General features: G+C 64.0%; 22 protein-coding genes and 1 tRNA gene. 11 read left to right on the top strand and 12 right to left on the bottom strand.

What is annotated here, in order from left to right; all coding sequences use genetic code 11:
• Positions 1 to 34: 34 nt before the first annotated feature.
• Entirely contained in the window at positions 35 to 901 is an 867-nt protein-coding gene (locus LB525_RS01225; RefSeq protein WP_224543079.1) for an SDR family oxidoreductase, read from the top strand.
• Here the strand turns inward: LB525_RS01225 and LB525_RS01220 are convergent.
• Together LB525_RS01220 and LB525_RS01215 are read right to left on the bottom strand one after the other, a co-directional pair.
• Positions 895 to 1434, bottom strand: a complete 540-nt coding sequence (locus tag LB525_RS01220) for a TIGR00645 family protein (protein ID WP_224543078.1) — start codon at positions 1432 to 1434, stop codon at positions 895 to 897. The two genes, LB525_RS01225 and LB525_RS01220, sit on opposite strands and share 7 nt — an antisense overlap.
• Positions 1435 to 1853: 419 nt before the next feature.
• The gene (locus LB525_RS01215) at positions 1854 to 3020 is read right to left on the bottom strand and encodes an OmpA family protein (protein WP_224543077.1); all 1167 of its coding nucleotides are present in this window, start codon (positions 3018 to 3020) and stop codon (positions 1854 to 1856) included.
• Between LB525_RS01215 and LB525_RS01210 the strand changes: the two genes are divergently transcribed.
• The 3 genes from LB525_RS01210 (at position 3009) to LB525_RS01200 (ending at position 5682) form a co-directional block, all read left to right on the top strand.
• Positions 3009 to 4316: a hypothetical protein gene (locus tag LB525_RS01210; RefSeq protein ID WP_224543076.1), complete on the top strand. Its 1308-nt coding sequence runs from the start codon at positions 3009 to 3011 to the stop codon at positions 4314 to 4316. The two genes, LB525_RS01215 and LB525_RS01210, sit on opposite strands and share 12 nt — an antisense overlap.
• A gap of 178 nt (positions 4317 to 4494) precedes the next feature.
• Positions 4495 to 4941 (top strand): YcgN family cysteine cluster protein, encoded by a 447-nt coding sequence (locus tag LB525_RS01205; protein WP_224543075.1) that lies wholly within the window; start codon positions 4495 to 4497, stop codon positions 4939 to 4941.
• A 387-nt stretch (positions 4942 to 5328) separates the two neighbouring features.
• On the top strand, positions 5329 to 5682 hold the full coding sequence (locus LB525_RS01200) for a hypothetical protein (protein ID WP_095766645.1): 354 nt from the start codon (positions 5329 to 5331) through the stop codon (positions 5680 to 5682).
• Positions 5683 to 5948: 266 nt separating this feature from the next.
• On the opposite strand, the gene LB525_RS01195 is transcribed toward LB525_RS01200, so the two are convergent.
• A complete protein-coding gene (locus LB525_RS01195) occupies positions 5949 to 6659 on the bottom strand; it encodes an SIMPL domain-containing protein (protein WP_095766646.1) in 711 nt (236 codons plus the stop codon).
• A gap of 220 nt (positions 6660 to 6879) precedes the next feature.
• Between LB525_RS01195 and LB525_RS01190 the strand changes: the two genes are divergently transcribed.
• Positions 6880 to 6955: transfer RNA gene (locus LB525_RS01190), tRNA-Ile, on the top strand.
• A gap of 453 nt (positions 6956 to 7408) precedes the next feature.
• Here the strand turns inward: LB525_RS01190 and LB525_RS01185 are convergent.
• Positions 7409 to 8527 (bottom strand): NAD(P)/FAD-dependent oxidoreductase, encoded by a 1119-nt coding sequence (locus tag LB525_RS01185; RefSeq protein WP_224543074.1) that lies wholly within the window; start codon positions 8525 to 8527, stop codon positions 7409 to 7411.
• Between the two features lie 118 nt (positions 8528 to 8645).
• Here LB525_RS01185 and LB525_RS01180 point away from each other — a divergent pair, with 118 nt between their 5' ends.
• From LB525_RS01180 to LB525_RS01160, 5 genes are all read left to right on the top strand, one after another.
• Positions 8646 to 9551: a LysR family transcriptional regulator gene (locus LB525_RS01180; RefSeq protein ID WP_224543073.1), complete on the top strand. Its 906-nt coding sequence runs from the start codon at positions 8646 to 8648 to the stop codon at positions 9549 to 9551.
• Between the two features lie 89 nt (positions 9552 to 9640).
• The gene (locus tag LB525_RS01175) at positions 9641 to 11719 is read left to right on the top strand and encodes a hydantoinase/oxoprolinase family protein (RefSeq protein ID WP_224543072.1); all 2079 of its coding nucleotides are present in this window, start codon (positions 9641 to 9643) and stop codon (positions 11717 to 11719) included.
• Between the two features lie 4 nt (positions 11720 to 11723).
• Entirely contained in the window at positions 11724 to 13709 is a 1986-nt protein-coding gene (locus LB525_RS01170; protein WP_224543071.1) for a hydantoinase B/oxoprolinase family protein, read from the top strand.
• Entirely contained in the window at positions 13706 to 14008 is a 303-nt protein-coding gene (locus LB525_RS01165; protein WP_224532832.1) for a (2Fe-2S)-binding protein, read from the top strand. Before LB525_RS01170 ends, LB525_RS01165 begins: the two co-directional genes overlap by 4 nt.
• Positions 14005 to 15372, top strand: a complete 1368-nt coding sequence (locus tag LB525_RS01160) for an NAD(P)/FAD-dependent oxidoreductase (protein WP_224532830.1) — start codon at positions 14005 to 14007, stop codon at positions 15370 to 15372. Before LB525_RS01165 ends, LB525_RS01160 begins: the two co-directional genes overlap by 4 nt.
• A gap of 26 nt (positions 15373 to 15398) precedes the next feature.
• Here the strand turns inward: LB525_RS01160 and LB525_RS01155 are convergent, their stop codons facing one another.
• Positions 15399 to 16724, bottom strand: a complete 1326-nt coding sequence (locus tag LB525_RS01155; RefSeq protein ID WP_224543070.1) for an NAD(P)/FAD-dependent oxidoreductase — start codon at positions 16722 to 16724, stop codon at positions 15399 to 15401.
• Positions 16725 to 16948: 224 nt separating this feature from the next.
• On the opposite strand from LB525_RS01155, the gene LB525_RS01150 reads away from it, so the two are divergent.
• Positions 16949 to 17425 carry an Lrp/AsnC family transcriptional regulator gene (locus LB525_RS01150; RefSeq protein WP_140541160.1) on the top strand — a complete coding sequence of 159 codons (477 nt, stop codon included), beginning with the start codon at positions 16949 to 16951 and terminating at the stop codon, positions 17423 to 17425.
• A gap of 183 nt (positions 17426 to 17608) precedes the next feature.
• On the opposite strand, the gene LB525_RS01145 is transcribed toward LB525_RS01150, so the two are convergent.
• The 7 genes from LB525_RS01145 to LB525_RS01115 form a co-directional block, all read right to left on the bottom strand.
• Positions 17609 to 19264: an ABC transporter ATP-binding protein gene (locus LB525_RS01145; protein WP_224543069.1), complete on the bottom strand. Its 1656-nt coding sequence runs from the start codon at positions 19262 to 19264 to the stop codon at positions 17609 to 17611.
• On the bottom strand, positions 19261 to 20112 hold the full coding sequence (locus LB525_RS01140) for an ABC transporter permease (RefSeq protein ID WP_140841411.1): 852 nt from the start codon (positions 20110 to 20112) through the stop codon (positions 19261 to 19263). Before LB525_RS01140 ends, LB525_RS01145 begins: the two co-directional genes overlap by 4 nt.
• Positions 20109 to 21059 (bottom strand): ABC transporter permease, encoded by a 951-nt coding sequence (locus tag LB525_RS01135; protein ID WP_224543068.1) that lies wholly within the window; start codon positions 21057 to 21059, stop codon positions 20109 to 20111. Before LB525_RS01135 ends, LB525_RS01140 begins: the two co-directional genes overlap by 4 nt.
• Positions 21060 to 21144: 85 nt before the next feature.
• On the bottom strand, positions 21145 to 22755 hold the full coding sequence (locus LB525_RS01130) for an ABC transporter substrate-binding protein (protein WP_224543067.1): 1611 nt from the start codon (positions 22753 to 22755) through the stop codon (positions 21145 to 21147).
• Between the two features lie 64 nt (positions 22756 to 22819).
• Positions 22820 to 23581: an HAD-IA family hydrolase gene (locus tag LB525_RS01125; RefSeq protein ID WP_411970994.1), complete on the bottom strand. Its 762-nt coding sequence runs from the start codon at positions 23579 to 23581 to the stop codon at positions 22820 to 22822.
• A complete protein-coding gene (locus tag LB525_RS01120) occupies positions 23574 to 23786 on the bottom strand; it encodes a hypothetical protein (protein ID WP_224543065.1) in 213 nt (70 codons plus the stop codon). The genes LB525_RS01125 and LB525_RS01120 overlap by 8 nt, the downstream gene beginning before the upstream one ends.
• Complete coding sequence (locus tag LB525_RS01115; protein WP_224543064.1) at positions 23783 to 25156, bottom strand: aspartate aminotransferase family protein; 1374 nt, start codon at positions 25154 to 25156, stop codon at positions 23783 to 23785. The genes LB525_RS01120 and LB525_RS01115 overlap by 4 nt, the downstream gene beginning before the upstream one ends.
• Between the last annotated feature and the right edge of the window lie 3 nt (positions 25157 to 25159).

The raw sequence follows: 25159 nt of genomic DNA, 5'->3' as shown, positions 1-25159 counted from the left end.
AAGGATCGCAGCAACGAATGACGGGAGGCAAAAAATGTCGCTCAACGGAAAGACGCTGTTCATCTCGGGCGGATCGCGCGGCATCGGGTTGGCGATCGCGCTGCGCGCGGCGCGCGAGGGCGCCAATGTGACGATCGCGGCCAAGACCGCCGAGCCGCATCCGAAGCTGCCGGGCACCATCTACACGGCAGCCGAGCAGATCGAGCAGGCCGGCGGCAAGGCGCTGCCGGTGCTTTGCGACATTCGCGACGAGGCGCAGGTCGCCGATGCGGTGGCTAGAACCGTCGAACGGTTCGGCGGCATCGATATCTGCGTCAACAATGCCAGCGCCATCCAGCTCACCGGCACGCTGGAGACCGACATGAAGCGCTACGATCTGATGCACCAGATCAATACGCGCGGCACCTTCCTCGTCTCCAAAATGTGCATTCCCCACCTTAAGTTGGCAAAGAATCCTCACATCCTGAATCTGGCGCCGCCGCTCGACATGAAGGCCAAATGGTTCAAGAACCATGTCGCCTACACAATGGCCAAGTTCGGCATGTCGATGTGCACGCTGGGCATGAGCGCCGAATTCGCCAAGGACGGAATCGCGGTCAATTCGCTATGGCCGATCTCCACCATCGATACCGCGGCCGTGCGCAATCTTCTGGGCGGTGCAACAGTGGCCGCGATGAGCCGCTCGCCCGACATCATGGCCGACGCGGCGCATGCGATCTTCATGCGCCCGTCGCGCGACGCGACTGGCAATTTCTACATCGACGAAGAGGTGCTGCGCGCCGAAGGCGTGACGGACTTTTCGATCTATGCGCCAGGCGCGGCCGATCAGCTGGCGGGCGACTTCTTCGTTCCCGACGAGGTGTTCGCGAACTCGCAGACGAAGGTAAAAAGGATCTACTGACGGACTGGGTCCGCCTCAATCCTCTCGGCCTTCTTGCCCTTGGCGAGCGCCATGACGCGGTCGATATAGGCCAGCATCAGCGCCGAGATGACGAAGGCGAGGTGGATGATGGTCAGCCACATCAGCTGGTCGGTCGTGTAGGACACCGAATTCAAGAACACCTGCAAAAGGTGGATGGAGGAGATGGCGACGATGGTCGAGGCGACCTTGACCTTCAGCGAGCCGACATCGATCGTTCCCAGCCAATGGACCTCGCCATCCTGCTCGTCGAAGCGGCTGACGAAATTCTCGTAGCCCGAGATGATAACCATCACCACGAGCGAGGCGACAAGCGCCGCGTCGATCAGGCCGAGCATCTTCAGGATCGTGTCGGTATCGCCGAGCGTGAAGGCGCTCATGACGAACTCATAGAGCTTCTTGCCGAAGGACAGCGCGTAGATCGCCAGCGCGACGCCGAGCCCGAGATAGAAGGCGACCAGCAGCCAGCGCGAGGCCAGGATGACGGATTCGATGGCGAGTTCGAGACGCTTCATGAAGGCTCCGGTCAATTGCGATAGAACGTTTCACCGTTCACGAAAACGGCGAACCGCTCTATCTTTTGTTTTGACGCAAGTCCGGACGGAAGGCTACGGCGAAGGCGCCGAGCCTAACCGCTCACACTGTTCCTGGAATTGCTCTGGACGTATTTCGGCCAGGTGACACAGGTTTTCAAGGCAAAAAACCCCGCCGGGGAGGGGGCCCGGCGGGGCTCAACGTGTCCCGCTGGAGTCGGGACAGGGCAGGGAACGCCCTGTCTGGAATCTGGGTGCCGCAATGCGGCGATTCAATGAGCAGGCCGGTCAGGCAGGACAATTCTTCTTGAGTCGGTAAGGAAAAAAGGCCCGTCCGAAGCGGACGGGCCCGTCTTGCGCGCTGATTCTGCAGATCCGGGCAGGATCTTGAAATCAAACGCTCATTGTTGCTCGCTGTTGCTCGCCACCGGCGCCACCAGCGAGGTGATGCGGCGGATGGCGACACGCCGGTTCTCGCGGTTCGGACCGGGCGTGTTCACCTTGAGATACTCCTCGCCATAGCCCTGCGTGGTGAGGTTCTCGGCCGGGATGCCAAAGGCGTTGGTGAGCGCCTCGGCCACCGCCTCGGCGCGGCGGTCCGACAGAGCGAGGTTCGCGTCCGGCGTGCCGACGGCGTCGGTGTGGCCTTCGATCAGGAAGGTCTCGGCCGGGTTCTTCTTCAGAAGCTTTTCCATGGCGGTGGCCACGCCTTCGAGCTTCTGCACCTCGGTGTCGGAGATGGTGGCCGAGCCGAAGTCGAAGTTCAGCGTGTCGAGGTCGATACGCCGGGCGATGTCGCGAACGCGGGCCGAGCGCTTGACCTCGTCAATCGAGTAGAGACGCTGCACCCTTTCCACAGGTGGCTGCTCGAGGAAGGTATAATATTCGTCCGGATCCTCGACTTCCTCCGAATCCAGGATGTAGTCCCGGCGCGGGATGTCGAGGCGCATCGGTGGCAGGTCGTCGCCGGGATCGCGCCACTCGTCGACGTCGTTATAGTAGCGCTCGTCGACATAGCTCAGCACGTATTCGCGGCCATCCGATGTAACGCGCGATCGCCGGATGACGTCGCCATTACGGTTGCGGATGGTGATGATCCTGACGCCGTTGTCGCGCTCCACGATTTCGCGGGTGCGGCCGCCCGAAAGATCCTCGTAGTAAACATCCCTGGCGCCGCGGGTGATGCGAGGAGCTTCGTTGCTTTCCACGAATGTCTGGTTGTTGAACTGAAGGATCACCCGGTCGCCGAACTGCTTCACCACGTCGGCACCCTGCGGCCGGCGGCGCTCACGGACAACCTGCTCGGGCGTAAGCTCGATCCGCTTGCCTTTCTCCTGGTCCACTGGGACGATCTTTTCGGGCTTGATCGCCTGCTGCGCCGACTTGTCGTCGGTGGGCGGCGGCCCCTGATCGACCGGAGCCGGCCTCTGCGCCTGCTCGCCACCTTGCTGCTGTCCGGCCTGATTGGCGTTCTGGCCGTTGCCGGCCTGGCCATTTTCGATTTGAGCGCCACCGGTCTGGGCCCCGCCGTTCTGGCCGTTGTCGTTGCGGCCCCGGTGCTTGCGCATGGCATCTTTCTGGCTGTCCAGGACGGGCGCCTCGTTCGGATTGGCGGTTTCGCCCTGCGCGGCGTTGCCATTGGCAGGCTGGTTGTTGTTCGCCGGCTGATTGCCATTGGCCGGCTGCTCGCCGGTTGCGGGTTGCTGCTCGCCGGTGAGGGGCTTGCGGCCGGTCTTTGTCTGCTCTCCGGTCTGTGGCTGTTCGCCGGTCGCGGGTTGTTCACCTGTCGCGGGCTGTTCCGCGTTCGGCTTCTTGCCACGCTTCTTGTTGTCCTGGGCCTGTTCGCCCTGGGCTGGCTGCTCGCCATTCTGCAGCGGCTCGGCCTGCGGCACGGGCTCACCGGCCGGCGCCCGCTTCTTGGCCGGCTCGTTGGTCTGCGTCTGCTCGGTCGGGGCGGTCTCACCCTGCTGGTTCTGCTTAAGCTTCTTCCTGAGCTGATTGCCGCCTTGCTGGTTGTCGTTGGCGGGAGCAGTCTGTTCGGTCGGGGCAACCTGCTCGCCGGCCTGGCCGGCGGGCGCACCTTCCGTCTGCTGCTGATCGTGCTTGCGCTTCTTGCGACCCTGGTTGCCTTGCTGCTGGTCGCCGGCGGCAGGCGCGACCTGTTCCGCGGGCTGCTGGTCGGCTGGCGCCGCTTCGATCTGCTGCTGGTTGCGCTTCTTCTTGCGCGGCTGCAGCTCCTCGGCCGCGGGCTGGCCGCCCTGGTCGGCGGGTGCTGCCTCGATCTGCTGCTGCTGGTCACGCTTCTTGCGCGGCTTGAATTGCTGCTCGTCGGCCGCAGGCTGGCCGCCCTGGTCGGCGGGTGCTGCCTGGATCTGCTGCTGTTGATCGCGCTTCTTACGCGGCTTGAATTGCTGCTCGTCGGTCGCAGGCTGGCCGCCCTGGTCGGCGGGTGCCGCCTCGATCTGCTGCTGTTGGTCGCGCTTCTTGCGTGGCTTGAATTGCTGCTCGGCCGGTGCAGCTTCCCCGGACTGGGCGCCCTCCGTCTGCTGCTGCTCGTGCCGCTTCTTGCGCGGCTGTTGCTCGGATTCGGCGGGCGCGGCCTGTTCGGCCGGCGCCGATTCGCTTTGCTGCTGCTGTTCGCGCTTCTTTCTACGCGGCTGTTCAGCTCCGCCTTGCGCGCATTCTTCGGCCGACTGGCCTTCGGCGCAGGCGGCCTGAGCCAGCACGAGCGGCGCTCCGTGCAGGCCGCCGGAAGCGACACCCCCCTGCAGCGGGTACGCGCCCAACGGCGCGGATGCCATAAGCAGGCCGATTGCCGTGCCCGCCAGAATCCGTGGTTGGCGTTTCATATCGATTTCTCCTAATGGGGTCCCATCCCTGCCCAAACTTTCATCAACCATAATTGGTTCCGTCAGGCATTGGCGCCAACCAAGGATGCCTGGCCGGCCTTTTGAAGGCAATTTCGTGTTTTTCTAATGTTGATACTGGGTCGCCGCCACACAGCGCTTGACCGGAAGACCGCGGAGGTCCAAATCCAGCCAAATGACCGCGCCATTCTGGAAAACCAAGACGCTTGAGGCGATGACCCCGGCCGAATGGGAATCGCTTTGCGACGGCTGCGGCAAATGCTGCCTGTCCAAGCTCGAGGATGAGGATACGGGCGAGATCTTCTGGACAAGCGTGGGCTGCAGGCTGTTCGACGCCGAGAACTGCCGCTGCTCCGACTATGCAAACCGCATGGCGCGGGTGCCCGATTGCGTCGGCCTGACGCCACAGAATGTGCGCACCATCACCTGGCTGCCAAAAACCTGTGCCTACCGGCTTATCGCCGAGGGCCATGATCTCTACTGGTGGCACAGACTTGTTTCGGGAAGCGCTGAGACCGTGCACGAGGCCGGCATCTCGATCCGGGGCCGAGTGAAGGCCAAGGAAACCGATCTGGCCGACCCGGACGATTATTTTGACTACATATTGGACGACGAACCTTAGCAGTTCGCGTCTGGACGACGAACCCTGACGGGTTCGCGTCTAGATGATGACGAACCCTGACGGGTTCGCGTCTGGATGATGACGAACCCTGACGGGTTCGCACTTGGATGACGAACGCTGACGCGGCGCTTTTGACGAGGAACGACGAACCCTGCGGGTTCGCATTTAGAATCCTGAAGGGCCTCGCTTTTAAGCACTTACGAGCGACGAACCGTGGCGGGTTCGCGCCTAAGGGGTTCGCGGTTTTGGCACGAGCGACGAACCCTGGCGGGTTGGCGCTTATATGAACCGGACATGAATGGCCGGTTCGCGGAAGGTTCAGACGCAAAAGGGCATTTTCCAATCATCGGTTCTACGGGCGACAGCCCACAATAAGGAGAGAAGACGATGTTCAACACGATCAGGACGGCAGCCCTTTCGGCCCTTGTCGGGCTTGGCACTTTGACCGCCATTCCGGCGCATGCGGACAGCCTCTATCTCGGTTTCGGGGACAGGCACGACCCGCGTTTCGGCATCTACACCGGCGACGATGACGGTTATCGCCGCGACTGGCGCCGCGACCGCGACTGGCGCGGCTGTTCGCCGGACCGCGCCCTTGACAAGGCCGAGCGCATGGGTCTGCACCGCGCCCGCATCGTCGACATCAGCCGCCGTACCGTGAAGGTGGCAGGTCGCCAGTATGGCGACCGTGTTGTGGTGGTGTTCGCCAACGAGCGCGGCTGCCCGATCATCTACCGCTGAGGCTGAAAGGGCGATCCCGTTCGAGAATCGCTTATGCGGACGATCCTCTGCGAGGATCGCCTATGAGTAGCTGAGCCCCTCAAGATGAGGCGCGGCTCGAAAACGCCCCGCAGGATGATCCTGCGGGGCGTTTTGCTAGAGCGTTTCACCGTTTCACGGAAACGGCGAACCGCTCTATCTCTTTGTTTTGACGCAATTCCGGACGGAAAACCGCTCACACTTTTCCTGGAATTGCTCTAACGGCATGTCCGCGGCTGGGACGGATGTCACCTCAGCTCGAAGGTGACCGTGACCTGGACGTTGTAGGAATTCTCGCCGGCCTGCACGGGGACGGCCGAACGGGCCGCATCGAACGACTTGGCCGCCATCGGCATCGGCACCGGCGCGACATTCTGGTCGGCGATCTCGAGCACCTTGCCCAGACTGACGCCCGCCGCTTCGGCGAGGGTCTTTGCCTTGGCCATCGCGTCGGCGACGGCCTTCTTGCGCGCCTCGGTGATCGTGGCCTTCGGATTATCGTTGGTAAAAGCAATGCCGCCGCCCTGGTTGACGCCGAGCGACACCGCCTTGTCCAGAATCTCGCCGGTCTTGTCGACGTCGCGCACGCGCACCGACAGCGTGTTGGTCACCTGATAGGCGACGAGCTCGGCTTCCTGGCTGCCGTCGGCCTTGTTGGTGTAGTTGTAGCGCGGGTTGATCTGGATGCCGGCGGTCTGCAGGTCGCGTTCTGCAATGCCGGCGGATTTCATCGCCGCGATCACCGCCGCCATGGCGTCGTTGTTGGCGTCGAGCGCTTCGCGCGCGCTCTTGGCCTCGCGCATCACGCTGAGCGAAAGGATCGCCATGTCCGGCGCCACGGTCGCTTCGCCTTCGCCGGACACGATGATGCGTGGCGGAGGCTGGATGTCGGCGGCGCTCGCCAGCGCCGGGAACGCGACCGCGGCAGCGAGCGCGATGGGCAAAAGTTGTCTGGTCATGAAACTCCTCGAAGTCTGCGGTCCGCCTCCCCCGGGCCGCATCTGCCTCGACCCGCAAAGGGCGCCGATTCCTGCAGTGCGGTGCAAGGGCTGGACCTTTCTCGCGCCATATGGGCGCAGGCCGCTCTACGGCGCGAATATGGGCTGATTTTGGCGTTTTGCGCCAGAGCTTTCGAAAGCCTTGTGCGACGACAAGAAAAACACTAAGCCAGCCCGCGTGGGGCCTGTAGCTCAATGGTTAGAGCCGGCGGCTCATAACCGCTTGGTTGGGGGTTCGAGTCCCTCCGGGCCCACCAAATCACCAACTTGGTGTGGCTTGGCATCGTCAAATCGAAACGATCAGTGATTGTCGGTATCGGTGGTTGCGTGTCCCCGCAACCAACCTACTTGCGATGCTATATGCTCTGCCTCGTGATGCGGCCGACGTCTTAATCCAAGTGCCTAAAATGAGGTTCGCCGGACCACACAAAATCATACGAAGGACATGAATTGGCGAACCACCCCGCAAGCTATTGATCTTCATTGGTAAAGGCCGTCCCTCAGCGACTAGCAAGATCGTTATTCGCCAATGGGTTGCGAAGCAGTTCGCCAAAGTCGATTCAAGAAGCTGATCCAGCCACTCGACGACCTTATTATCTTCTCTGAATGGCAGCTTTGCGCTGATATCGGCCGCCGCGTAGGCTCTGGCGTTTCCCAAAAACGGTCATTGCTAGTGGCCTGGGGACGCCAATCGCAATCGATTCGCTTCGTCAGGCTGCGCGGGCGAAGCGGTCGATCCTGAAATCGTCGAGCGGCGTTTCGCAGCGGCCGGTCATCATAAGCTCGGCCATGGCGTCGCCCACGCCCGGGCCTAGCTGGAAGCCATGTCCGCTGAAGCCGAAGGCGTGGAAAAGGCCCGGCGTCGTTGCCGATTGTCCCATGACCGGCAGCATGTCGCGCACATAGCCCTCGCAACCGGACCAGGTGCGGATGACAGCCACCTTTGCGATTGCCGGCAGGAGCCGCGCGACGGCGCGCAATTGCATCGGAAGGCGCATGGGGTCGGCGGCCGCATGGCCTGGATCGAGGTCGACCGACACCCTTTCGGCCGCTCCGCCGAAGACGATGTTGCCACGCTCGACCTGGCGCAGATAGGCGCCATGCTCCTTGTCGCGCGTCCAGATGCCGACCACCGGCAGGATACGGTGCGGCAGCGGCTCGGTCACGCCCATCTGCGGGCCGCGGGCGTCGAGCGGGACCTCTTCGCCGAACCGCGCTGCGATGCCTGCGCCCCAAGCGCCCGCGGCGTTGAGCAGGCATTCGGCGGCAAATGAATCTTTCGAGGTAGTGACAAGAAAACCGGAGTCGGTCCGCTCGACCTTTTCGACCCGGGCTCCCTCGATGATTTCCGCGCCCAGCTTACGGGCGGCTTCGGCGAAGGCCGGCGCGATCAGCCGCGGATTGCCGCTGCCATCCTGCGGCGAGAACGAGGCCGCGATCGCGTCGGGACCGAGGCCGGGAAAACGTGCGCGAATCTCGCGCGAGCCAAGTTCTTCCAGCTCGAGCCCCCAAGGCCGCGCTGCCTCGGCATAGGCCCGCATGTCGGCGAGACCATCTTCATCGAAGATCAGCCGGATATGGCCGGTGGCGCGGAATTCCACGTCTTGGCCAAGCATTTTTTCGGCCTCACCCCATAGGCTGAGCGAGCGATGGGCCAGCGGCAGCTGGGTGAGATGACGCCCCGTGCGCCGGATGTTGCCGAAAGAGGCGACCGTCGCCCCGGTGCCGACCTGGTTGCGCTCGATCAGCGTCACGCGCGCGCCGCGCCTGGCGAGAAAATAGGCCGAAGCCGTCCCCATCAGTCCGCCGCCCAGCACGATCACATCCATAGTCATTCCTTAGCGAAGAGCAGCTGATCCTTGGATGCATCCATCTTGTCGGCGTCGCGGCATTGCGTCAAAGATGGGTTTGGACGGAAGTCATAAGCTCGACCTATGGAGTTGGGATTTGCGGGCCCGGCAGCTCGAAGTGTTCATCGCCGTCATGCGCGCAAGCACCGTGACCGCCGCGGCGCGGATGCTGAACATCTCGCAGCCCGCGCTCAGCCAGATACTGCTTCATACCGAGGACGAGCTTGGCTTCACCCTGTTCGAACGGGTCAAAGGCCGGCTGCGGCCGACGCCTGAGGCGCTCGAGATCTTCGCCGATGCCGAGCGGCTGTCGGCGGGGCTGGAAGGTTTGCGCCGCAAGACTACCGACCTGCGTCTCGGGCGGACCGGGCTGGTGCGGGTCGCGGCTTCGCCGCCACCGGCCATGGCGATATTGCCGCGCGCCTTCACCGCATTCCGGACGCAGCATCCGGACATTTTGCTGCGTTCCAACAGCGCGCCGATCGCCGCGATCGTCGACATGCTGCGCGCCGGCGATGCCAGCCTCGGTGTGGCCATGGACGATCGCTTGCCTCCCGACATTGAGGCGGAGGTGATCGGGAGCATAGGCTTCGCATGCCTGCTCCCTGCCGGGCATTCACTGCAGAAGAAAACCGAGCTGACGCTGGCCGATCTCGCCGGGGAAGAGCTGATATCCTATCGCGGCAATACCCGCCCCGCTGACGAACTGGCCCACGCTGCCCGCGCGCAAGGCGTGGCGCTTTCACCATCACTAGAGATCGACGTCTCTATTTCCGCGATCGGTTTCGTCCAGGCCGGCCTGGGTATCGGCCTGGTCGACGCGCTGCTGCCCTGGCACCAGTTCGCCGGCCTTGCTGTCAGGCCATTGGCGGCCGGACCGGAATTTCCGATCGCGCTGCTCACGTCGCGTGCCCGGGCCCTGTCGCGCGCCGACGAGATGATGCGCGACGAAATCCGTACGGCCTGTTCCGCCGTTCTCGGTGAGCATCGCGCCAAGGCATAAGCAGGACTTATATCCTTCCCCCTCATCCATCTTGGACGTTGATCGTCCGCTCGTGCGAGTTTTGGTCGGCAGACAGGAAGGGACGCATCATGGACGGTGCCATCGCGGCGGACGAGGCGCAGAACGAAGCCGACTGGAAGGTCGGCGTCGATATCGGCGGAACATTCATTGACTTCTGCGCGCTGGAGACCCGTTCCGGCCGGGTCGCCTCGCTGAAGGTGCTGACGACGCCGGACGATCCGGGCGCCGAGCTGATGGCGGGCCTCGCCCTCCTGGCGGAACGTGAAGGCTTCGATCCCACCCATACGACGCGCTTCGTGCACGGCACGACCGTCGGCATCAATACCATCATCCAGCGCAAGGGCGCCCCGCTCGCGCTGTTCACCAATGCCGGCTTCGAGGACGTGATCGAGCTCGCGCGGCTGCGAATGCCGGACATGTATTCGCTGTTCTGCGCGCGGCCGGACCCGCTGATCTCGCGCGACATGGTGTTCGGCATTCCGGCCCGCATGCGTGCCGATGGCAGTGAAACTCAGGCACCCGACATCGCCGTCGTCGAACGGGCGGTTGCGGCTGCGAAAGCAGGCGGAGCGCAAGGGATTATCGTGTCCTTCCTCCATGCCTGGCGCAACGCCGCGCAGGAAGCCTCGGTCAAGGCCGCGATCGCCCGTCTGGCACCGGACGTCTTCGTCTTCACCTCTGCCGAAGTGTGGCCGGTCATCCGCGAGTATGAACGCAGCTCGACTGCCATTCTCAATGGCTATGTCCATCCGCGCGTCTCGGGCTATCTGACAGCGCTGGAAGAGCGGCTGAGGAGCTGCGGTGTGCCGGCGCGCCCGATGCTAACGAAATCGAATGGCGGGCTGATGAACGCCGCCGAAGGCAAGCGCGCATGCGTGAACATGCTTTTGTCGGGAACGGCTTCCGGCGTCATCGGCGCCTCGTGGCTGGCGCGTCAGGCCGGCGAAGACAAGATCCTTACCCTCGACATCGGTGGGACGTCGGCCGACTTCGCGCTGATCATAGACGGCGAGGCGCAGTTCGGCACCGGCGAGCTGATCGGCGAATTCCCGCTCCACATTCCATCCGTGTCGGTGAGCTCGATCGGAGTGGGCGGCGGCTCGATCGCCAGTGTCGATGCGCAAGGCGTGCTGCGAGTCGGGCCGGAATCGGCTGGCTCGGCACCGGGACCGGCATGCTACGGCCGCGGCGGCGAACGGGCGACGGTGACTGACGCCATGGTGGTGTGCGGATGGCTCGGCCACAGCGAGATGGCCTATGGCCAGCTCCGGATCGATACTGGATTGGCGCATCGCGCGGTCGGCGAGCTTGCCGCCCGGCTCGGCCGCACGATCGAGCAGACCGCGCAGGCAATCCTCGATATCGCGGTGTCGGAAATGTTCGTCGAGGTCGAGAAACTCGCCTCGCGCGCTGGTGTCGACCTGCGCGATTTCACGCTGATGCCATTCGGCGGCGGCGGCCCGATGCTCGGCTCTTTCCTTGCCCGCGAACTCGGCATGAAACGAGTTATGGCGCCGCGCCGCCCCGGCGTGGTCTCGGCACTCGGCGGGTTGGTGGCGGATCTGCGCGGCGATTTTATCCGCACGATCTTCAGCCCGCTGTCCTCAGCGTCGCTTCCCGCCATCCGCGAGGCCTTCGAAGCGCTTGCGGGTGAGGGGCGTCATTGGCTCGCAGAGCAGGGGCATGACGCGGCCGCGGAACTCAACCTCTTCTGCGACATGCGCTATGTCGGGCAGAGCTATGAGATCGAAGTCGTCCTTTTGCCGCAATGGCTGGCGGATGGCGATATGGCCGCCATCGTACGGGCTTTTCACCTCACCCATCAGCAGCTCTACGATTTTCACGATCCGGACGGCGATATTGAGCTTGTGAACATCCGGCTGTCCGCCATAGGCGCAGGGCCGAAACTTTCCTTCCCGCAAATCGATGAGGTCGACGCCCCTGTCAATCCGGCGCGCCGGCTCCCGGTCTATACGGGCCTCGGCGTCGAGACCGTCGACCTTCACGACCGACAGACCCTCATGCCTGGCAACACGTTCCATGGGCCTGCCGTGGTCGTTCAGGAAGACACCACATTTGCGATCCCCGCGGGGACGCAGGCACGGGTCGACCGCCATCTAAACCTTCTGCTGACCTTCCCGGAGTGACGCCATGTTTGACCGGACAAACCTGCAGGTTCTGGCGAACCATGCCCGCGCGGCGGCCGAGAATATGGCCCACACGCTGCACCGCACCGCGCACTCCGCCTTCGTCAAGGAGACGCAGGATTTCACGGTGATGCTGATGGATAGTGGGGGCGCGACTTTCGCCGTGCCGATGGAACTCGGCGCCACCTGGTATCCGGGGCTTTCGTATCACCGCGCGATCGCGATGGTCAGCGACTACCGGCCGGGCGATGTTGCGTTCACCAACGATCCCTATTCCGGCCACGTCGCCACGCATGCGCCCGACACGCATCTGTGGAAGCCGGTTTTCGTCGACGACGAGATCGTCGCCTGGACCGGCGGGCACATCCACAACACCGACATGGGCGGGGCGGTGCCGGCTTCGCTCAGCCGGGCGCTGACCGAAATCCATCAGGAAGGCATCCGCTTCCCTCCAATGAAGCTGGTGAGGGAGGGCGTCTTCGACGAGACCATCCTGCGGATCATGAGCACCAATGTGCGCAAGCCAGACCTCAACATCGGCGACATCAAGGCGCTGGTCGGCGCACTCAACACCGGCGAGCGCAAGATCCAGGCGATGGTGCGGAAGTTCGGCAAGGCCGGCTTCGTCGAAGGCGTTTCCGCGCTTCTCGACCATGCGGAGGCGCAGGCGCGGGACGTGCTGCGCGCCATGCCCGACGGCACATGGGAATTCGCCGACTATGCCGACGAGGATTCGGTCGAAGCCAATCCCTGCCGGCTGAAGCTGAGGCTGACGATCAAGGGCGACGAGGCGGTGCTCGACTTCACCGGCTCCGACCCGCAGCTCGGCTCATCTCTCAACGTACCCTCGGGCGGCGACCCGCGTCACACCATGCTGCTGGTGGGCGTCTATTACGTGCTCTATACGCTCAACCCGAAGATCCTGCTCAACACGGGCCTCACCCGGCCGTTTACCTGCATCACGCCGCAAGGTTCGGTGCTGAACCCGGTCCATCCCGCGGCCGTCGGCATGCGCTCGCTCACCTGCGCCCGGCTGCGCTCTGTCATTTTCGGCGCCTTCTCGCAGGCGGTGCCGGAGCGCCTGCCCGCGGCGCCGGCCGGCAACAATTCCATCGTCAACGTCATGACGGTCGATGAGCGCACCAGCCGGAGTGTAATCGCGGCGGTGAACCCCGTGGTGGGCGGCGGCGGGGCGATGCCGCATCGCGATGGGACAAATGGATCGGGCGCGGATGCCGCCTATCTGAAGAACACGCCGATCGAGATCACCGAGACCGAGACGCCGGTCGAATTCGTCAGATATGGCCTCGCCAGGGACAGCGGCGGCGCCGGGCGGTGGCGGGGCGGGCTGGCGACGGAGATGGCCTTCCGCGTCTTCGCGCCCGACTCCCGGATCACGGCACGCAATCGCGACCGCAGCTTCTTCCGACCCTGGGGCGTGCTGGGCGGCAAGGCGGCCGGTCTCTCGGACATGGTCGTCAATCCAGGGACAGAGCACGAGCGGCGGCTGGGCAACATCGACACGGCGGTTCTGCAGCCAGGTGACGTGCTGGAAATCCGCTCGGCCGGGGGCGGCGGGCGCGGCGATCCGCATCAGCGCGAGCCCTGGCGGGTGGCGCTGGATGTCCGGCGCGGCTACATCTCGCAGGCTGCGGCCGAGCGTGATTATGGCGTCGTCTTTCGCGGCACCGCGGTCGACGAGCAAGCGACGGAGCAGCTGCGCGCGCAAAGGGCGCCCGCCATCGGCCATTTCCATTTCGGCCCCGAGCGCGACGGCTACGAAGCGCAGTGGACGCCCGCCGCCTATGACCGGCTCCATGCTCTGCTTGAAGCCTTGCCGATCCACTGGCGATTCTTCGCCAAGACCGAGATCTTCCGCCGCATGAAGGGATGCTCCGGGCCGGAAGGCGTTCAGGCGGCCTTCGATGCGGTCTGCGAGCGGTTCCCCGAACTGCCGCGTCCTCGTCCGATACGGGAGGCTGCGGAATGATCACGGGCGGCCGCATCGTCCGGCTGGCGGAGCGGGACCGGGCAGAGGTGCATTTCCTTCTCGACAATGAGAGGCGCGGCGCGCTCGCGGGCGACACCGTGCTGACCGCCATGCTGGCGTCAGGACACGCCTTGCGGAATTCCGAGTTCGGATCGGAGCCACGCGCAGGCTTCTGCCTTATGGGTGCCTGCCAGGATTGCTGGGTCTGGCAAGAGGAGGGACCGCGCCTGCGCGCGTGCACAACCCTGATAGCCGAGGGTATGCGACTGCGCACGACGCCGTCGGAGAAGTGGCCGTGAGCGATGTTGCCTCGCCGCGCATCGTGATCGTGGGTGCCGGCCCTGCCGGTATCAGGGCTGCGGCGACGCTAGTCGATGCTGGCTTCCATCCGATTGTGATCGACGAGGGGCAGCGCGCAGGCGGCCAGATCTATCGCCGCCCGCCAGCCGGGTTTACCCGCACGCCGCAGCAGCTCTATGGATCGGAGGCGGCCAAGGCCCGCGCCCTGCATTCGCTTTTCGACCGGCTGGTCGAAGAGCGGCGGCTCACCCATCGCGCAAGCAGTTCGGTCATCGCCGCGCATCAGGGGATGCTGCACGTATTGGCAGAGCACGGCGTGCAGATGATCGGCTATGACCGCCTGATCCTGGCCACCGGCGCGTCCGACCGTATCGCTCCCGTTCCGGGCTGGCAGAACGCTGGCGTCTACAGCCTGGGTGCTGCGCAGATCGCGCTCAAGGCGCAGGGCGTGGCGCTCGGGCGACGGATCGTCCTTATGGGATCCGGGCCTTTGCTGACCCTGGTTGGGGCCCAACTCGTCAAGGCTGGCGCGGATGTGGTGGCGGTGCTCGACACCTCCCCCTGGCGCCAGCAACTGCGAGGCCTGTGGGATCTTGCCGCTCGGCCAGCCGTCGCGTTGCGCGGTTTGGTTATGCGGGCGCGGCTTGGTGGCCGCTACCATGCGGGCGTGACGCTCGAACGGATCGAGGCCAACGGGTCGGGGGTGGTGGCGGTGCGCTGGCGCGACGCTGGCGAAAGGCAGCACCTCACGTCATGCGACATGGTGGGCATGGGCTGGCACTTACGGGCCGAGACGCATCTCGCCGATCTGGCGGGATGCACCTTCGCCTATGACGAACAGTGGCGGCAATGGCTGCCGAAGGCCGACCAGGTGGGGCGGGCCGGCAACGGCGTTTATCTTGCAGGCGACGGGGTTCGCCTGCTCGGGGCTGATGGGGCCGAGATCGCGGGGCGCCTCGCGGCGGCAGCCTGCCTTGCCGATCTGGGACATCCGATGCCTTCCGTCGGCGCCGAGCTGCTCAAGCTTAAGCGGCTCAAGCGCTTTGCACGCGGCCTGGCCATCGCCTTTCCGTGGCCGGAGGCGATGGCCCGGGCACTCCCCGGCGATGCGATCGTCTGCCGCTGCGAGAACGTGACCGCAGGAAGCATACGTGAGAGCGTGGAGCGTGGCGGCGGCGACGCCAACAGGGTGAAATCGCTTTCGCGCGTCGGCATGGGGCGCTGCCAAGGGCGCTACTGCCAATTGGCCGCCGTCGAACTCGTCGCGGCGAAGGCTGGTTGCAACCCCGGCGCCGTCGGCCGGTTTCGCGGACAGGCGCCTGTGCGGCCCGCGCCTGTCGGCGCTTTTCTCCAGGAGGGCTGATGCGAGTGCGAAAGTCGTGGCGAGCCTTAGAAATCGGCGACCTTACCCCAGGACGAAGCATCGAAGCGCCGCGGATCGTAGGATTTCGGGTCGACAATCGGCTCCGAGCCGGTGACGAGATCGGCCACCAGGTGTCCGGCGCCGGATCCTATGCCGAAGCCGTGTCCCGAAAATCCGGCAGCCAGGAAGAAACCTGGAACGGCATCAATCTCGCCGATCGCGGGCACGCCGTCCGGCGTGCTGTCGATATAGCCGGCCCAGGCCGCGCTGATCCTTGTCTGGCGCAGCGCCGGCAACAGCTCGAGCGCGCGGGCGTGGGTCAGGCGGATGGTCGCCCGGTCCGGGACCGGATCGAGAATGCGCATGCGCTCCATCGGCGTCGGTTGGTCGAGCCGCCAAAGCTTGAGCGTTTCGTGCCCAGAACGAACACCCTGCAGGCCGCCGGGCGCAAGGCTGCGCCACCGCTTCAGGAACATCGGCACGAAGTGCGACGAGAAGCGCAGCTGCTGCGGCGTCACGTCGACGCGGCCGCGTCCGCTGATTGCGAGTGTGTAGCCGCCATTGCCACGATGCGTGACGGAAATCTTTGCCGTGTGCAGCGCGTCCGGCAGGCCTTCGGCGCCGGGCGAGACGGAGAGGATCGAAGAGCGGATCGACGCCTGCGGAAAGCGGAAGCCGAATTGCCGGCAAAAGGAGGACGCCCAGGCGCCGCCAGCCAGGACCGCCACCTTGGTCCGGATCGTTCCGTTTTCCGTGACAACGGCGCTCAGGCGTCCACCCTCGGTTTCGATACCGCGCGCGGCGCAATTTTGCAGCACCGTGCCGCCCAGCTTCAGGATGGCGCGGGCGACCGCTGGCGCGGCTCGCGATGGATCAGCGGTGCCGTCGCTCGGCGAGAAGACGCCGCCCTTCCATGGTCGGCCTGTTGCGCGGCCCCGCTCACTGGCCTCGGCGCCGTCGAGCATAAGCGTGGTGACGCCGGCCGTTCTGGCGAAGTCGCGCCAGCGCGCCCACCTGGCCAGTTCCGCCTCGTCATTGCTGAGGTAGAGCAGGCCGCAGCGGCGAAAGCCGGTGTCCTCCCCGCTGTCCGCCACGAAACGCTCCCACAGATCGAGGCTGCGTGTCGCCATCGGCAGTTCACGGGCGTCACGGTTCTGCTGGCGGCACCAGCCCCAGTTGCGGCAGGACTGCTCGGCGCCGATGCGCCCCTTTTCGACGAGCACGACCTTCATGCCGCGCCGCGCCAGGTAATAGGCCGCAAAGACGCCGACGATGCCGCCGCCGATGACCACCGCGTCCGCGGATTGCGGCAGTTCGCGCGAAGTCTGAATTTGCTGCAGCGGTGCGCGCATGATTATCTCCGCCATGGGGCTTCAATCTACCGCGCTGCGCAGGCAGGCGCTGCTGCAGTTGAGAGCGAGGCAGAATTTTATTCCGGCAATCCGGTTGAATTCGGAAGCCGATGCGCTTCAAAGCGGTGTCCGATCCGATGGACAGGCCGTTGGGCTGTGCTAGTGTCGCTGGGTATTGGCAGCACGGCATTTTGTGCTGTGGCATGCGTTCCGTGGAGACGGCCATGAAGCTGGATCGGATCGACATCAAGATCCTGCACGAACTGCAGAAGAACGGCCGCATCACCAATGTCGAACTGGCCGAGCTGGTGCATCTGTCGCCGAGCCCATGCCTGATGCGGGTGAAAAAGCTCCAGTCGGAAGGCTACATCGAGGGCTATTCCGCACAGGTCAATATCGGCAAGCTCGGCCAGACGCTGACGGTGTTCACTGAGATCACATTGAAGAACCACCGCCAGGTCGACTTCGCCCGCTTTCTCGCCGTGGTGGAGAAGATCGACCAGGTCATAGAATGCCACCTTGTCTCAGGCGGCTACGACTATCTGATGAAATTCATGACCGCCGGCATCAGCGAGTATCAGACGATCATGGAACGGCTGACCGACATGGACATCGGCATCGACAAGTATTTCAGTTTCGTGGTGCTGAAGTCGCCGATCGTCAAGGCGCACATGCCGCTGCCCAGCCTGTTTCCGATGTAGGCTCCGCGCTTCGTCGCTCTACGCGTTCGTTTCAAGCATTCCGGATGCAAAAAGCGTTGCAGGCTTCCAACATCAGGATGACGTTTGGTTGAATCGCCATCCTGATCTGATCTAACTTTTTATTGGAGCATGATCTTCTCCGAACCGGTTCCACCTTTCGGGATCATGCTCTAGAATTTGCTCTTAGCGGTGGCCGTACTGACTGACCAGCTCGGGGTCTCGGACGAGCCCGTCGAGCCAGGTCGGATCGAGCTTCGGCACGGAGGAGAACAGAAGCTTCGAATAGGGGTGGGTGGGCGCCTTCAGCTTGTCGGGCGTGATCTGCTCCACCCGCTCGCCATTGTACATCACCATGATCTCGTCGCAGATTGCCTCGACGACGGAGAGGTCGTGGCTGATGAAGATATAGGAAAGGCCAAGCTCGCGCTGCAGCTCCTTGAGCAGTTCGATCACCGCCGCTGCCACGACCGTGTCGAGCGCCGAGGTGATTTCATCGCAGATGATGAGCTTGGGTCCGGCCGCCAAGGCACGCGCAAAGTTCACCCGCTGCTTCTGGCCGCCCGAAAGTTCCGACGGACGACGATAGCGCAGTGCTCTCGGTAGGCGGACCATGTCGAGCAGTTCGTCGACGCGCTTCGAGCGCGCCTGCCGGTTCAGCCGGTGATAGAAGGCCAGCGGGCGGGAGATGATGTCCTCCACCGGCTTGGCCGGATTGAGCGCGGTATCGGCATACTGGAAAACGATCTGCATCTCGCGCAACTGGTCCTGGCTGCGTTTGCTTGCGGCGCGCTCCAGTTGCTTGCCTTCGAAGACGATGTCGCCGGCCGCCGCCGGATGGATGCCGGCGATGACGCGCGCGAGCGTCGATTTTCCGCAGCCGGATTCTCCGATGACGCCGAGATTGCGCCCTTTCTCGACGACCAGGCTGACGGTATCGACGGCCCGGATAAGCGGCAGTCCATCGTCCCGCAAAGCGCCATAGCCGGCCGTCACATTGTCGATGCGCAGCAACGGCTTCGCGCCGGCATCTGCGTCCGCATGCGCTTGCCGCGGCTTCGGCTCGAAGGCAGCCAGCAGTTCACGCGTGTAAGGATGCTGCGCGGCCGAAAGAATCTGAGGCGTGCTGCCGGTCTCCTGCACTTCGCCGCCCTTCAGCACCACGATGTGGTCGGCGATCTGGGCGACGACGGCGAGATCGTGGGAAACATACACGCCTGCTATCCCGCCAGCCCGCATCACCGACTTGAACGCCTTCAGCACGTCGATCTGCGTCGTCACATCGAGGGCCGTCGTCGGCTCGTCGAAGATGACCAGCTTGGGATCGCCGATAAGCGCCATGGCCGCCGATAGCCGCTGCAACTGGCCGCCGGAAACCTGGTGCGGATAGCGGGCGCCGATCCCTTCCGGATCCGGCAACGACAAGGCCCTGAACAGCTCGACAGCGCGCTTTCGCGCCTTCTCGAGAGGCATCAGCCTGTGGATGCGCGTAACCTCGATCACCTGCTCCATGATGGTCGCCGAGGGATTGAACGAGGCCGCGGCACTTTGTGGAACATAGGCAATGTCGGTGCCCCGCAGCTTGGCTCGCTGCTTTTCGGAAAGTGCGGCCATGTTCTTGCCGTTCACATTGATCTCGCCGCCGGTTATCCGGCAGCCGGGGCGTGTGTGCCCCATGAGCGAGAGCGCCACCGTCGTCTTGCCGGAGCCGCTCTCGCCGATCAGCGCGACGATCTCGCCGTCGGCAATGTCGAGGCTGATGCCCTTGATGATTTCGACGATCCGTCCGGAATCGGTCTTCGCCTCGATCCTCAGGTTCCTCACCTCGACGAGATTGGTCATGCGTCCCTGTCCCTGATCTTCTGCGGCAGGTTGTCGATCAGCAGGTTGACGCTGATGGTGAGGCTGGCGATCGCCAGCGAAGGTACGATGACTGCCGGCGCCGCGAACGGCAGGCCGCCGATGTTCTCACGCACCAGCGCGCCCCAGTCGGCCAGAGGCGGTTGCAGCCCGAGCCCGAGAAAGGACAGGCCGGAAAGCAGGAGCACGATGAAGACGAAGCGCAGGCCGAAATCGGCGAGCACCGGGCGGATAATGTTGGGAAGGACCTCCGAGCCGATGAGGTAGGCGGTGCTTTCGCCGCGCACGCGGGCGACGGTCATGAAGTCCATGGTGTTGATGTTGACGGCAAGCGCGCGGGCAAAACGGTAGGCGCCAGGGATATAGATCACCGCGAGCGTCAGGATCAGCACCGGGATCGACGAGCCGACCGCGGCAACGACGACGAGCCCGAATAGCTTGCTGGGGATGGAGTTCATGGCGTCGAGGAAGCGGCTGAGGCAGGTGTCGAACCACCCGCCGGTGACGGCCGCGACCATGCCGAGCACGACACCTGAAAAGCAGGCGATGAAGACGGCGGCAAGCGATATGCCCACGGTGTAGCGCGCGCCCATCAGCACCCGCGAGAGCATGTCGCGGCCGAGATAGTCCGAGCCCAGCCACAGGCCTTGGCGCATCGGGCCGAAATAGTCGTCATCGACGATGTCGCCGATCGGATGCGGGATGATGTAGGGCGCGAAGATGGCGATCAGCGTCCACGCCAGGATAACCAGCGAAGCCACGACGCCGACAAGATTGTAGCTGTGGCCGAGCAGAGATCGTCGGGAGGCTGCAGCGCGGGCCATCGTCATCTCAGCCTCGGATTGGACATGATGGCCACGATGTCCGCGGCCGTGATGAGCAGCAGATAGCCGAGGCAGAAGATCATCGCGCAGCTCTGGATCAGCGGCAGGTCGCGCGTCGCGACGGCATCGACCATCAGCTTGGCGATGCCGGGATAGTTGAAGATTGTCTCAACGATGATGACGCCGCCAACCAGATAGGACAGCGACAACGCAACCGCGTTGACGATCGGGCCGAGCGCATTGGGAAGCGCGTGCCTCAGCACCATGCGGCCGCGCGAAGCGCCCTTGAGAAGCGCCATCTCGGCGTAGGGCGTGGAGAGCGTTTCGATCACCGCGGCCCGCGTCATGCGTACCATCTGGGCGGAGATGACGAAGGTGAGCGTGATCACCGGCATCGCATAGATGCGCACCAAGTCGGTCAGCGAATGCGCCTCGTTGACGGAAGACAACGCCGGCAGCCATTTGAGATAGACCGCGAAGAGCAGGACCGCCAGCGTCGCGACCATGAACTCCGGCACCGAGATCACGCCGATCGAAAGCACGGTAACGGCGCGGTCATAGAGCGAGCCGCGCAGCATCGCGGCGGTGATGCCGAGCGTCAGCGCCAGCGGCACGGACAAGAGCGTTGTGATGGCGGCGAGCTTCATGGTGTTGACCAGACGGCCGCCGATCAGCACTGCCACCGGCATGTTGTTGGCATAGGACGTGCCGAGGTCGCCATGCAGCAGGCCGAGAAGCCAGCGCAGGAAGCGCAGGATCGCCGGATCGTTGAGGTGCATGGCCTCGCGCAGGCCGGCGACCGCTTCCGGTGTCGCCGCCTGGCCGAGCAGCATGGACGCGGTGTCGCCAGGCAGCATGCTGGTGGCGAAAAACACGGCGAACAGCACGATCAGAAGGGTGACGACCGCGATCCCCAGCCGCTTCACCACGAGGTTCAAAACCCCAGACGTCATGGAAGCGCTCCTGCGGTTGCGTTCGGCCGAAATATTGCTCGACGCGGTGCCGGAGGCCGGCTGACCGGCCCCCGGCAGGCGCCTCTCAGGCTTCGAGCCAGAGATACTCGGCCATTGCGTAGCCCATCATGCCACCAAGCGGGTTCGCTTCCAAACCCTTCACCTTGCTGGAGAGGGCATCGACGTTCGAGATATAGGCCGGGATGATGGTTCCCGCCTCCTCGGACACCATGGTCTGCATCTGGTCGTAGATCTCCTTGCGCTTGGCCTGGTCGAGGGAGCCGCGCGCCTCGACAAGCATCTTGTCGAACTTCTCCGACTTGTACTGGCTTTCGTTCCAGGGCGCATTCGATGCGTATAGCAGCGAAAACAGGATGTCCGGGGTCGGGCGCGGATTGATATTGCCGAAATGGACCGGCGCCTTGAGCCAGTAATTGTCCCAGTACCCGTCGGAGGGGACGCGCTGGACATCGAGCTTCATGCCGATATCCGCCCCGGCCGCCTGGATGATCACGGCCATGTCGATCGAGGAGGTGGCAGCGTCGGAGGCAATCACCGGGATGGACTGGCCGAGCACGCCTGCCTTCTGGAAGTGGAACTTCGCCTTGTCCGGATCGAAAGCCTTCGGCTTGAGGTCGGCATTGTGGAAGATGTTGGCCGGCGAGACCGGCTGGTCGTTGCCGATCTCTCCAAGGCCGCGCAATGCCGATTTGACGATCTGCTCGCGGTTGACGAGATATTTCATGCCGGCCACGAAGTCGGCCTTGCTGCCGGGGTCCATATCGAGCCGAATGTTGAGGTCGGTGTAGTTGCCCGAGGTCGTCTTCGACAATTCGAAACCCTGCTGGCCGCTGATGAGCTTCATCGCGCGCGGATTGATCGAGGCGGCGAAGCCGACATCGCCCGACAGAAGCGCGTTGACGCGCGCGCTGTCGTCGCTGATGGCGATGAACTCGAAGGAATCGAGATAAGGCTTGCCCGACTTCCAGTAGTTCTTGTTCTTGGTGACCACCGAGCGCACGCCCGGCTCGAAGGTCTCCAGCACGAAAGCGCCCGTGCCGTTGCCTTTGGAAAAGTCGGTGGTGCCGTCCCTTACGATCATGAAGTGATGGAGCGCCAGGATGGTCGGGAGGTCGGCGTTCGGGTCGGCGAGCGTGATTTCGACGGTCGACTTGTCGACAGACTTGAAGCCCGTCATCTGCGCGGCGATCTTGGCGACCTTGGAGCCGACTGCCTTGTCGAGGTGACGCTTCAGCGAGAAGACGACGTCGTCGGCGGTGAGGTCCTTGCCGTCATGGAACGTGACGCCCTTGCGCAGCTTCACCGTCCAGGTCTTGGCGTCCTTGCTGTCGATGCTTTCGGCCAGCTCCATCTGCGTCTTGCCATCCTTGTCGAGGAAGGTCAGGCGGTTATAGAGCGAGCAGCAGCGGACATAGTCGGTGGAGAGCGACGCCTTGGCCGGATCGAGCGTATCGGCCGTCGAGGACGACCAGCCGGCAGCCTTGAGGTGGCCGCCCGAGACTGGCGTGGCGGCGACGGCATTGGTGGCTCGGCCGAGCACAGCGCTTCCCGCGGCAAAGGCGGCGCCGCCTGCCAGCAGCATTTTGAGGAGTTCGCGGCGGCTCGCGCCTCGCCGGATGGCGTTTTCGACCATCGCATCGTCTGCTCCGGTCCAGTTGGTGATCTTGTCGCTCATGTCATTCCCCTTTCTGTTGTTTGGCCGGGATGCGCGTCTTGATGCGGCTTTCCGGGTCTTGAGCTCAGGTTCGTTCCTTCAGGCTTTCCCGCACGGCCGCCGCAAAGTCGGCCATTGAGGTGAAGTGGTAGTCGGGCACGGTGAAGTGCTTGGGCTCTATCGTGCCGCCATAGCCCTTCTGGGCGTGGCGGCGCTCGACCCAGCAGTTGGTCATGCCGAGCGCCCGGGATATGCCGATGTCGTGATACTGGCTTTGCGCGACATGCAGGATGTCGTCCTTGCTGTCGCCGCGGGACGCCACGAAATCGAAGACCTTGTGGAAGAAGGCCGGATCGGGTTTCTCGGTGCCTGTATCATCGGCGGTGAAAGTGGCGAAGAAAGGCGATCCGAGCTGCCTCTCGAAATGGTCGAGAGCCCAGCGCCGGGCATTGGTCATGGCAATCAGCTTGTGGGACTTCGCAAGATCGGCCAGTGCCGCCCTGCTGTCGGAAAAGCCTTGCCAGCCGCTCGCCGAATCCCGGAGGCGGGCGCCGTATTTCTCCTCGGCCGGCAGGCCGAGCCGCCGCGGTGCGACGACCATGTAGACACGCGCGAGATCGTCGGGGAAAAGCTTCGCATCGGGCATGTAGCGGGCCTGCCGGTAGAGGGCGAGCGCTTCTTCGCCGTCGACGGAAGCACCGGCCTCCGCGGCGATCTCGGCCAGGCAGGTCGTGATGCCGCCTTCGAAGTCGATCAGCGTACCGACCACATCGAAGGTCATGTATTTGAACTCGTTAAAGCCCCTGGCCAAGACTGGCTCTCCTCTGCGCGCGGCCGAATTACTCATGCTGAACAGAACAAAATTCCGTGCTGTCCGGGGCGTCGGCCTTTTTCAAAAGCCCGGAAATGCGGGCTTTCTGGCCTTGTCTTAAAAAGCAGTCTGGCACTTCCCCTGCGCTGGATTCGCCGAAAAGGCGCGAGGTAGCGGCACAAAATTGCGAAATCGTCCACCCCAGCGATATTTCGAGATACGAAAAATGCGTCGCCTTCATGCAAGGGCTCGGCGGACATCGACATCATCCAGCGTCTGGTCCAGCGTTCGGCGCGTGCGCTCGACAATGGCATCAATGTCGCTGTCGGTGCAGCAGAGCGGAGGGGCATAGCCGAGAACACCGTGCGCGAAGGCGCGGATGATGAGGCCATTGTCCCAGGCCCTGTCGAAGACGCGTCGCGCCGGCATGGCCGAGGCTGGAAGCGGCGTTTTCTTCTTTTTGTCGACCACCAGCTCAATCGCGGCAAGCATGCCGCGACCGCGAACCTCGCCGACCAATGGATGGTCGCTCAACCCTGATAGCCCCGCCATCAGACGGGCGCCCGCCCTGGCGCCGTTCTCCAGAAGGCCTTCCTCATAGAGCTTCAACACCTCGAGCGCGACGGCGGCGCTGACCGGATGGGCGGAATAGGTGTAGCCGTGGCCGACCGCAGAAGCACCCGCGCCATCGGCGATGACGTTGTAGACATGATCAGCCATGAACACGGCGCCCATTGGGACATAGCCCGAGGTCAGGCCCTTCGCGGTCGTCATGAAGTCGGGGACGATATCCTCCTCCGTGCAGGCAAACAGGGGGCCGGTGCGGCCGAAACCGGTGATCACCTCGTCGGCGATGAACAGGATGCCGTGCTCACGGCAGAGCTCGCGCATAGCCTTGATCCAGCCCTTCGGCGGGACGATGACGCCGCCCGAGCCCTGAATCGGCTCGGCATAGAAGGCGGCGACCCGCTCCGGCCCGATCTCCTCGATCTTGGCCTGCAGCGCCGCAAGCGATGCAGCGATGATCGCGCTACCATCCTCGCCTACCGGATTGCGATAGGGATAGGGCGAGGGGATCTTGTGCTGCCATTCGAACGGAATGCCGAAACCGGCATGAAACGCGGGCAGGGCGGTCAGGCCTGCGCCGACCACCGACGATCCGTGATAACCCTGCTCAATGGAAATGAACTGGTCGCGTTGAGGCTCGCCTCTGGCATTCCAGTAATAGCGGACGAACCGGATTGTGCTGTCGACCGCGTCCGATCCCCCGAGCGTGAAATAGACGTGGTTGAGATCGCCGGGCGCGCGTTCGGCCAATTCCGAGGCGAGCCGGATGGCGGGCTCCGAGCCGAGATCGAAATAGGCGGTGGCGTAGGGCAACTCCCGCATCTGCCGGGCCGCCGCCTCGACGATGCTGTCGTGACCGTAGCCGGCATTCACGCACCACAGCCCGGCGAAGCCATCGACGAGTTGCTTGCCGGACGCGTCGGTCACGGTAGCGCCCTTCGCCGATTTCAGCACCCGCACGCCGAGCGCCTCGTGGCCGCGATAGGAGGAGACCGGGTGGATGAGGTGGGCGCGGTCGAGTTCGATCAGGGAATTGGCGAGCATTGT

Origin of the sequence: Mesorhizobium sp. CA16 (assembly GCF_020165175.1) — a bacterium.
In the GTDB taxonomy this organism is placed as follows: Bacteria; Pseudomonadota; Alphaproteobacteria; order Rhizobiales; family Rhizobiaceae; genus Mesorhizobium.
Note: the sequence above shows the minus strand (reverse complement) of the source record. Positions and strands in the feature narration are given on the sequence as shown.

Excerpts from the sequence above, each read along its gene's own strand:
- LB525_RS01215 (WP_224543077.1), bottom strand. The coding sequence starts at position 3,020 with ATGCGCAAGCACCGGGGCCGCAACGACAACGGCCAGAACGGCGGGGCC.
- LB525_RS01130 (WP_224543067.1), bottom strand. The coding sequence starts at position 22,755 with ATGAGCGACAAGATCACCAACTGGACCGGAGCAGACGATGCGATGGTC.
- LB525_RS01195 (WP_095766646.1), bottom strand. The coding sequence starts at position 6,659 with ATGACCAGACAACTTTTGCCCATCGCGCTCGCTGCCGCGGTCGCGTTC.
- LB525_RS01115 (WP_224543064.1), bottom strand. The coding sequence starts at position 25,156 with ATGCTCGCCAATTCCCTGATCGAACTCGACCGCGCCCACCTCATCCAC.
- LB525_RS01205 (WP_224543075.1), top strand. The coding sequence starts at position 4,495 with ATGACCGCGCCATTCTGGAAAACCAAGACGCTTGAGGCGATGACCCCG.
- LB525_RS01145 (WP_224543069.1), bottom strand. The coding sequence starts at position 19,264 with ATGACCAATCTCGTCGAGGTGAGGAACCTGAGGATCGAGGCGAAGACC.
- LB525_RS01220 (WP_224543078.1), bottom strand. The coding sequence starts at position 1,434 with ATGAAGCGTCTCGAACTCGCCATCGAATCCGTCATCCTGGCCTCGCGC.
- LB525_RS01165 (WP_224532832.1), top strand. The coding sequence starts at position 13,706 with ATGATCACGGGCGGCCGCATCGTCCGGCTGGCGGAGCGGGACCGGGCA.
- LB525_RS01120 (WP_224543065.1), bottom strand. The coding sequence starts at position 23,786 with ATGAAGGCGACGCATTTTTCGTATCTCGAAATATCGCTGGGGTGGACG.
- LB525_RS01150 (WP_140541160.1), top strand. The coding sequence starts at position 16,949 with ATGAAGCTGGATCGGATCGACATCAAGATCCTGCACGAACTGCAGAAG.
- LB525_RS01200 (WP_095766645.1), top strand. The coding sequence starts at position 5,329 with ATGTTCAACACGATCAGGACGGCAGCCCTTTCGGCCCTTGTCGGGCTT.
- LB525_RS01155 (WP_224543070.1), bottom strand. The coding sequence starts at position 16,724 with ATGCGCGCACCGCTGCAGCAAATTCAGACTTCGCGCGAACTGCCGCAA.
- LB525_RS01175 (WP_224543072.1), top strand. The coding sequence starts at position 9,641 with ATGGACGGTGCCATCGCGGCGGACGAGGCGCAGAACGAAGCCGACTGG.
- LB525_RS01225 (WP_224543079.1), top strand. The coding sequence starts at position 35 with ATGTCGCTCAACGGAAAGACGCTGTTCATCTCGGGCGGATCGCGCGGC.
- LB525_RS01140 (WP_140841411.1), bottom strand. The coding sequence starts at position 20,112 with ATGACGATGGCCCGCGCTGCAGCCTCCCGACGATCTCTGCTCGGCCAC.
- LB525_RS01170 (WP_224543071.1), top strand. The coding sequence starts at position 11,724 with ATGTTTGACCGGACAAACCTGCAGGTTCTGGCGAACCATGCCCGCGCG.
- LB525_RS01125 (WP_411970994.1), bottom strand. The coding sequence starts at position 23,581 with ATGAGTAATTCGGCCGCGCGCAGAGGAGAGCCAGTCTTGGCCAGGGGC.
- LB525_RS01185 (WP_224543074.1), bottom strand. The coding sequence starts at position 8,527 with ATGGATGTGATCGTGCTGGGCGGCGGACTGATGGGGACGGCTTCGGCC.
- LB525_RS01135 (WP_224543068.1), bottom strand. The coding sequence starts at position 21,059 with ATGACGTCTGGGGTTTTGAACCTCGTGGTGAAGCGGCTGGGGATCGCG.